The organism is Roseivirga sp. UBA1976, assembly GCF_002336325.1.
In the GTDB taxonomy this organism is placed as follows: Bacteria; Bacteroidota; Bacteroidia; order Cytophagales; family Cyclobacteriaceae; genus Roseivirga; species Roseivirga thermotolerans.
Genome location: NZ_DDDQ01000164.1, coordinates 1 through 7,928 on the forward strand (window position 1 = coordinate 1; position 7,928 = coordinate 7,928).

The window sequence follows — 7,928 nt, forward strand, 5'->3', positions numbered from 1 at the left end:
TTTAAAAGTGCTTGCTGAACACCTTCACCGCTAACATCGCGCGTAATGGATGGATTATCCGATTTGCGGGCTATTTTATCAATCTCATCAATATAGATGATTCCTCGTTCGGCAGACTCAACATCATAGTTGGCCGCCTGGAGAAGTCTGGTGAGAATACTTTCAACATCCTCTCCAACATAACCAGCTTCAGTAAGAACTGTAGCATCAGCTATGCAAAAAGGAACCTGAAGTATTTTTGCCAGCGTTTTAGCAATGTAAGTCTTGCCCGTACCTGTTTCACCAACCATGATGATGTTGGACTTTTCAATCACAACATCATCATCGTTAGATTTTTGAATAAGCCGCTTATAGTGATTATAAACAGCTACAGAGATTACCTTCTTGGCTTCATCCTGACCTACCACATACTGGTCAAGATACTTCTTCATTTCAACCGGTTTAATTAGGTTGAATTTAGGAGAGTCTTCAGAAGACTTCGTTTTAAGTTCTTCCGAAAGAATCTGGTTGGCTTGAGTAATACAGTGATTACATATATGGGCATGAATGCCCGATATCATCAAGTCAACATCTTTTTTGTTGCGTCCGCAAAACGAACAAGTAACCTCTGCCATAATCTTTTATTTTCTTGAGAGTACCTCGTCAATAAGACCATACTCTTTAGCTTCAGCCGCACGCATCCAATAATCTCTATCAGAGTCTTGCTCAATTTTCTCGTAAGGCTGGCCGGTGTGTTTTGATAAAATGTCGTACAAGTCCTTTCGTAGTTCCTGCATCTGCTTTAGGGTAATTTCCATGTCTCTGGACTGCCCCTGCATACCACCACTTGGCTGGTGAATCATTATTCTTGAGTGAGGTAAAGCGGCTCTTTTGCCTTCCGCTCCGGCACTCATTAGCACTGCAGCCATAGAAGCAGCCATACCGGTGCAAATGGTAGCCACATCGGGCTTAACAAACTGCATGGTGTCATACATGCCCAAGCCGGCATATACAGACCCACCAGGGCTGTTGATATACATGGTGATGTCTCTTTGAGGATCTACCGACTCCAAAAAGAGCAACTGTGCTGTAATAATGTTCGCAATATTATCGTCTACCCCCATGCCCAAAAAGATGATTCTGTCCATAATAAGTCTGGAGAAAACATCAATTTCTGCAAATCGGGTCGGTCTTTCTTCAATAACCGAACGAGTCATGTTCTCTACCCAATTCGTATAAGCATCGAATGTAGAACCCTGAACTCCCTGATTATGAATAGCGTATTTTCTGAATTCGTCTTTGTTGATCATTAGTTTAATTCACCTTAACTGAACAAAATTAAAAAAAAAGCCCTTCCGAGAAAGGACTTTCATTTAACATCTTGCAAGCACCAAAGGTTCGCTTACTTATTAACGATTTCCTTGAACTCGTCCAGACTAACTTTTTTCGACTTAATTTCGATCTTCTCTTTGATGAATTCTAGCACCTTTTCTTCCTGCACTTGCTCAGCCATTTTCATATAATTTTGGCCGTTTTCGCCTTGTAGGTAGTGCTCAACAAACGAATCCATCTGATCGGCCAGCTGTCCTAATCCTGATCCTCTAAATTGAGCCTCAATCATTTTTTGCGTGGCTGCTTTAATGTCCTCATGCTCAGGTTTAATCTCGTTCTCCTTTGCTACCTGACCTGAAATGAGGTTCCATCTTAGCTGGTCGGCATAAATGTCATATTCTTTCTCCAGGTCAGCATCGGTCACTTTGCCTTCACTAGAAAGCTTCAACCAATCTTTAAGGAATCCATCGGGAAGGGCAATCTTGGTATTCTTAATTAGCTCGTCCTGAATGGTTTTATTTAACCAAGCCGTGGTTTCTCTTGAGTAATTTTCAGAAATAGTATCGGCTACTTTAGCTCTGAATTCTTCCTCGCTCGAAACAGTATCCGGGCCGAAGGTTTTGTCGAATAACTCCTGATTCACCTCAGCCAATTCTCTTCGGTTTACATTCTTAACTTCAAAACTGAAGTTCAGGTCCATGCCTTCGATTTCATCAGGTGTTTTTCCTAAATGAGCGGCTTGCTGACTTTTCTCTTTGAAAAGTTTGCCCAAATCGAGAGCAATCACATCGCCCTTCTTTTTGCCTACAAACTTCTTAGCATTGGTTTTGGTAAGTACAGAAGGATCGAAAGTAGTGTCATGGCTAAAGTCCGTGCCTTCTTGAGTTAGGGTGCCATAAAGCAAATCGCCTTCTTCGCTCACTTCCGGGTTAGTCATTTTTCCAAACTGACTTCTGACATCGTCAATGGTTTGGTCAATAACCTTGTCGTTTACGTCAATCTCGTACTCGGTTACTTTTACCTTTTTTGTTAGGTCTACTTTAAAGTCGTCAACAAGACCAATGTTGTACTCGAACTCAAAGTCCACCTGATTGTCCCAGTCTACCGATTCAATTTGCTGCTGGTTGGGAATTGGCTCTCCCAAAATTTTAAGCTCATTATCTCTAATGTAGTCTTGGATAGCATGACCTACCATATGGTTGATTTCATCAACCAAAATAGACTTGCCGTACATTTTCTTGATAAGACCCTGTGGAACCTTGCCCTGTCTGAAACCTTTGATCTGGGCTTTTTTGCTATAGTCCTTGATCTTTTCGTTTACTTTCGATTGATAATCAGCTTCGTTTAATTTAACTTTAATAGAAGCGACATTCGAATCTTTTTTGTCTAAAGTAATGTCCAATGCTTTACTGTTTTTGTCAATAAATAAAAACCCTCAAATCTTTCGACCGAGGGTTCAATTTGTGCGGATGGAGGGACTCGAACCCCCATGCCCGGAGGCGCTAGATCCTAAGTCTAGTGCGTCTACCAATTTCGCCACATCCGCTGGCTGTTTCGAAATGGATTGCAAAGGTATAGGAATTCCTTTTGAAGTCAATAAATTGTTTGCATATTTTTTTAACACTTATAACCTTACTTCTAGCTAACTTTACTTTATGATTGCAGTTGATGTTGAAGCGGAACGAAAAGAGATTCTTAGAAGGTATAGAAGACTGCTTAGAAAGGCCAAACCCTTTCTGAAAGATAATGATGCCAAACTCATTAAGAAGGCTTTCAATTTGTCGCTGGATGCGCACAAAGAGATGCGCAGAAAATCAGGAGAGCCATATATCTTTCATCCACTGGCAGTAGCCGAAATCTGCGTTGAAGAGATTGGTCTAGGTACTACATCCATTATAGCGGCACTTCTTCACGATGTGGTAGAAGATACCGAGATTGAGCTCGATGAAATAAAGAACTCCTTCGGTCCAAAAGTGGCTAAAATTATCGATGGTCTCACCAAGATATCTGGAGTGTTCGATCATGGTAGCTCTCAACAGGCCGAAAACTTTAGAAAAATGCTGCTTACCCTTTCAGAAGATGTTAGGGTTATTTTGGTGAAGCTGGCCGATAGGCTACACAATATGCGCACATTGGGCAGCATGCCTCGTCATAAGCAACTCAAGATAATTTCTGAAACTATTTATCTATACGCCCCCTTAGCCCACAGGCTGGGGCTATATGCCATTAAGTCGGAGCTCGAAGATCTTTGGCTCAAATACACCGAACCGGAGATATATCAGGACATTGTAGAAAAGATTGCCGAGAGCAAATCGTCCAGAGCTCGTTTTATTAAAGGCTTCATTGCCCCAATATTGGACGAACTCAACAAGACAGGTCTAAAGTACGAGGTAAAAGGCAGGCCAAAGTCAATCTACTCCATTTGGAATAAGATGAAAAAACAGAGCATACCTTTTGAAGAAGTGTACGATCTGTTTGCAGTCCGCATAATTCTCGATACGCCATACGATCAGGAGAAGTCGGCCTGTTGGCAAGTATATTCCATAGTAACAGATTTTTATACACCCAACCCCGACAGGCTACGAGATTGGGTAAGCACCCCCAAGGCCAACGGGTATGAATCGCTCCATACTACCGTAATGAGCCGCACCGGTAAGTGGGTTGAAGTACAGATTAGAACCCAACGTATGGACGATATCGCAGAAAAGGGGTATGCCGCTCACTGGAAGTACAAAGACGGAATGAGTCCATCTCATGAGTCTGGTCTGGAAATGTGGATTCAGAAGGTCAGAGATATGTTGGAGCAAAACGATACCAATGCCATTGAATTTGTGGACGACTTCCGCTCCAACCTCTTCAACGAAGAAGTTTTCATATTTACTCCTAAAGGAGACCTCAAGATACTGCCTAGTGGCGCAACCGCACTGGACTTTGCTTTTGATATACACACCGAAATTGGGGCCAAATGCCTCGGGGCAAAAGTTAACAACAAGCTGGTACCACTCAATTACCAGTTAAAAAATGGAGATCAGATTGAAATACTTACCTCAAACAAGCAAAAGCCCAATGAAGATTGGTTGAGGTTTGTTGTTACCTCAAAGGCTAAATCCAAGATTAAAGACACTCTTAAAGAAGCAAAAAAACAAGCAGCCATAGACGGAAAGGAAATTGTGCAGCGCAAGCTCAAGCAAATGAAGATTCCCTTCGATGGCGATGTGGTTAACCAATTGAGGGCATACTTCGATGAAAAAACAATTATTGATTTTTATTATAAAGTAGGCCGCGGAATAATTGACCCCTCTCAAATAAAAAACTTCAGAGACTTTAAAAAAGAACGTACAAAGTCCCTTAAGGTCAAGGCCGAAGAGTTTGAGTTTACAGATGACATTAAAAAGGCCGAGCATGGCGGTAAAGACATACTCCTTATAGGAGAAGATATGGATGTGCTGGATTATCGCTTTGCCAAATGCTGTAACCCCATTCCGGGAGACGATGTCTTTGGGTTTATCACCGTCAATGAAGGGATAAAAATCCATCGTACCACTTGCCCCAATGCTCCCGAACTACTTTCACGCCATGGCAACCGCATTGTAAAGGCCAAGTGGATGTCTCAGCAACAAAATGCCTTCTTGGCAGTGCTCCGCATCATAGGTACCGATAGGGTAGGATTGATGAGAGACGTAACCGATATTATCTCAGGCGAACTTAAAGTAAATATGCAGTCCATCAGCATTGACACTGAGACAGGAATTTTCGATGGGCAAATTCGGTTATACGTAAATAGCACCAAGCACCTCGATGAACTCATAAGAAAACTAGAAAAGGTTACTGGTGTGATGAGAGTTACGCGCTACGATTCCACTCATGAAATCTAGCTGCGGCTATTCCATAAACTATTTTATATTTGCACCCTAACCCGGAGTAATGGCGCTTAATCCAAAAGTATTCGATCAGGTAAAACAGATATTTACAGCCTACCTGGAAAACAAGACGTTGCGTAAAACGCCCGAACGATTCGCCATACTCGAAGAAATTTATACAAGAGACGGTCATTTCGATGTTGAATCTCTGTACATCAGTATGAAAAACAAGAACTACAGAGTTTCCCGGGCCACTGTATATAATACACTCGATCTGCTCGTTGAATGCGATCTGGTTACCAAACACCAGTTCGGTAAAAACATGGCCCAATACGAAAAGTCATACGGTTTTAAACAGCACGACCACATTCTCATGATGAACTCTTCTGAAGTTATTGAGTTTTGCGACCCAAGAATCCAAAACATCAAAAACACCCTGGAAGAAATGTTCGATATAGACATCATGCATCATACCCTGTACTTTTTCGCTAAACCAAGGGCCAAAAAAGCCAAAATCGACTAATCATGACATTTAAGAGCTACGAAAACCAGGGAGTCATTGTACTCCAAATAGAAGGTAGTTTAATTGGCGAAGAAGTAGGGTCAGGTCTGCTCGATGCTGCCAACGATGCCATTAACAATGGGCTCGTACAGTGTGCAATAGATATAGAAAAGGTGAAATACATTAACAGTAGTGGTATCGGTGTACTCATTACGTTGCTCACTAAGTTTAGAAATCAAGAAGGAGAAGTCATTATTGTAAACCCTTCAGAACACGTAAAAAAGCTGTTAATAATTACCAAGCTCACAGCAATCTTTAAAATAGCCGACTCAGTAGAGCAGGCCGTTAACGAATTAATTTCCTGATAGAATAAATAAATAATGAAAGTAGACGTCTTATTAGGCTTACAATGGGGAGACGAGGGAAAAGGTAAGGTTGTAGATTACCTTGCTCCAAAGTATAATGTAGTGGCAAGATTTCAGGGAGGGCCCAATGCAGGCCACACGCTAGAGTTCGATGGCCACAAGCACGTCTTGCATCAAATTCCATCAGGTATATTCAGAGAGCAAATCCTCAATATTATTGGTAATGGAGTCGTGCTAGACCCGGTGATCTTTAAGAAAGAGATAGAAGGTTTGGCCAAGTTCAATATAGACTTTACCAAAAACCTCTTTATCTCAAAGAAAACTCAGCTCATTCTGCCCTCACATAAATTGCTGGATGCTGCCTATGAGCATTCTAAAGGAAAAGATAAAATAGGTTCAACCTTAAAAGGTATAGGGCCTTCATATCAGGACAAAATTGCCCGAAACGGACTGAGAGTTGGAGATATACTGGCTCCTGGCTTCGAAGATCGCTACAGAAACCTCGTCAATAAACACGAGAGAATACTTCAGCATTATGACTTTGAGTATAACCTCAACCAGGTAGAAAAACCATTCTTTGAGGCAGTAGAGTTTCTGAAGAACTTCACTCTGGTTAATTCAGAATATAAGATTAACGAATGCATACGCTCCAATCAGACAGTGCTGGCGGAAGGAGCGCAAGGATCGTTGCTAGACATCGACTTTGGGAGCTACCCCTATGTAACCAGTTCCAATACAATGACAGCCGGAGCCTGTACGGGTTTGGGAGTAGCTCCCAAAAACATTGGAGAGGTGTTCGGTATCTTCAAAGCCTATTGTACGAGAGTAGGAGGAGGGCCATTCCCTACCGAGTTGTTCGATAGTACTGGTGCCGCCATACAAAAAGAAGGCAATGAGTTCGGAGCCACCACCGGTCGGCCACGTAGGTGCGGCTGGTTAGATATTCCGGCACTCAACTATGCCATCATGATTAACGGAGTAACCCAACTTTTTATGATGAAGGCAGACGTTCTTTCCTTTTTAGACGAGATCAAAGTGTGTACGGCATACAAGCTCAAAGACGGAACCCTTACTCAGGAAATGCCATTTCAGTTGCTCGATGAAGAAGTAGAGCCGGTCTATGAAACGTTACCAGGCTGGAAAAAAGATCTTGCCAAAGTAAAATCTTATGGAGATATGCCAGACCAACTCAAGCAATACATAGAGTTTATTGAGTCTAAAACTAATACTCCAATAAAGATAGTTTCGGTAGGGCCTGACAGAACTCAAACCGTAATCCGTTGATAACTAGAGCTATCTAAAAATGGCTCAAAAACTTTTCAAAATATTTTCGAAAAGGGCTTTATAGATCAAAAATAATCTCCTACTTTTGTCCTCCCGTTTGCAAGGAACGGGGGGATAAATTGAGAGGCTGTGAGGGATTAGAAATAAATTTTTCAAATTCTTTTGCACTTAATAAAATAAGTTTTTTACCTTTGCATCCGCTTTTGGAACAAGGGAATAGAAAAGCGAAAAAACGGGGAGCTGCAACGGCAGCAATCTCAAGGTCAGGAAAGGGTTTATACCCGGTTTTTGGCAACGTTTATTGGAGGATCGTAATAGGTTTTAGGACAACCATGAGTTAGCTATCAAGACTAAGTTCCTAAACACCGAGGCGGCCGTTAAGCCAATAATAAAGTTCTTTGAATGAATGTGATACGATAGCGGACCACTCGAATATTAATTTGAGTTAGTGTTGGTTTTCTTTTCGGAGGAGACTGATACGAAAGCCAGAGGTTTCAGACAACATATATCCTATTATAGGATTCTGACCCCTACATGGGGGAAGAAAAAACTTATACAATGGAGAGTTTGATCCTGGCTCAGGATGAACGCTAGCGGCAGGCCTAA

At 41.8% G+C, this 7,928-nt stretch carries 7 protein-coding genes and 1 tRNA gene; 4 read left to right on the forward strand and 4 right to left on the reverse strand.

The window, feature by feature from the left end; translation table 11 throughout:
- The 4 genes from B3763_RS16985 to B3763_RS17000 form a co-directional block, all read right to left on the reverse strand.
- A partial coding sequence (locus tag B3763_RS16985; RefSeq protein WP_286748070.1) for an AAA family ATPase occupies window positions 1–614 on the reverse strand: 614 nt, incomplete at its 3' end.
- Between the two features lie 6 nt (window positions 615–620).
- Window positions 621–1,289, reverse strand: a complete 669-nt coding sequence (locus tag B3763_RS16990) for a ClpP family protease (protein ID WP_189631446.1) — start codon at window positions 1,287–1,289, stop codon at window positions 621–623.
- A 92-nt stretch (window positions 1,290–1,381) separates the two neighbouring features.
- Window positions 1,382–2,713 (reverse strand): trigger factor, encoded by a 1,332-nt coding sequence (gene tig / locus B3763_RS16995; RefSeq protein WP_286748071.1) that lies wholly within the window; start codon window positions 2,711–2,713, stop codon window positions 1,382–1,384.
- A 62-nt stretch (window positions 2,714–2,775) separates the two neighbouring features.
- Window positions 2,776–2,857: transfer RNA gene (locus B3763_RS17000), tRNA-Leu, on the reverse strand.
- 109 nt (window positions 2,858–2,966) lie between these two features.
- Here B3763_RS17000 and B3763_RS17005 point away from each other — a divergent pair.
- Genes B3763_RS17005 through B3763_RS17020 form a run of 4 tightly spaced genes read left to right on the forward strand, consistent with a single transcriptional unit; the run spans window position 2,967 to window position 7,322 of the window.
- A complete protein-coding gene (locus tag B3763_RS17005; RefSeq protein WP_189631444.1) occupies window positions 2,967–5,186 on the forward strand; it encodes a RelA/SpoT family protein in 2,220 nt (739 codons plus the stop codon).
- 49 nt (window positions 5,187–5,235) lie between these two features.
- Complete coding sequence (locus B3763_RS17010) at window positions 5,236–5,694, forward strand: Fur family transcriptional regulator (protein ID WP_189631443.1); 459 nt, start codon at window positions 5,236–5,238, stop codon at window positions 5,692–5,694.
- A 2-nt stretch (window positions 5,695–5,696) separates the two neighbouring features.
- A complete protein-coding gene (locus tag B3763_RS17015; protein ID WP_286748072.1) occupies window positions 5,697–6,038 on the forward strand; it encodes an STAS domain-containing protein in 342 nt (113 codons plus the stop codon).
- A 15-nt stretch (window positions 6,039–6,053) separates the two neighbouring features.
- Window positions 6,054–7,322, forward strand: coding sequence for an adenylosuccinate synthase (locus tag B3763_RS17020; RefSeq protein WP_286748073.1), 1,269 nt, complete (start codon window positions 6,054–6,056; stop codon window positions 7,320–7,322).
- The last annotated feature ends 606 nt before the right edge of the window (window positions 7,323–7,928 follow it).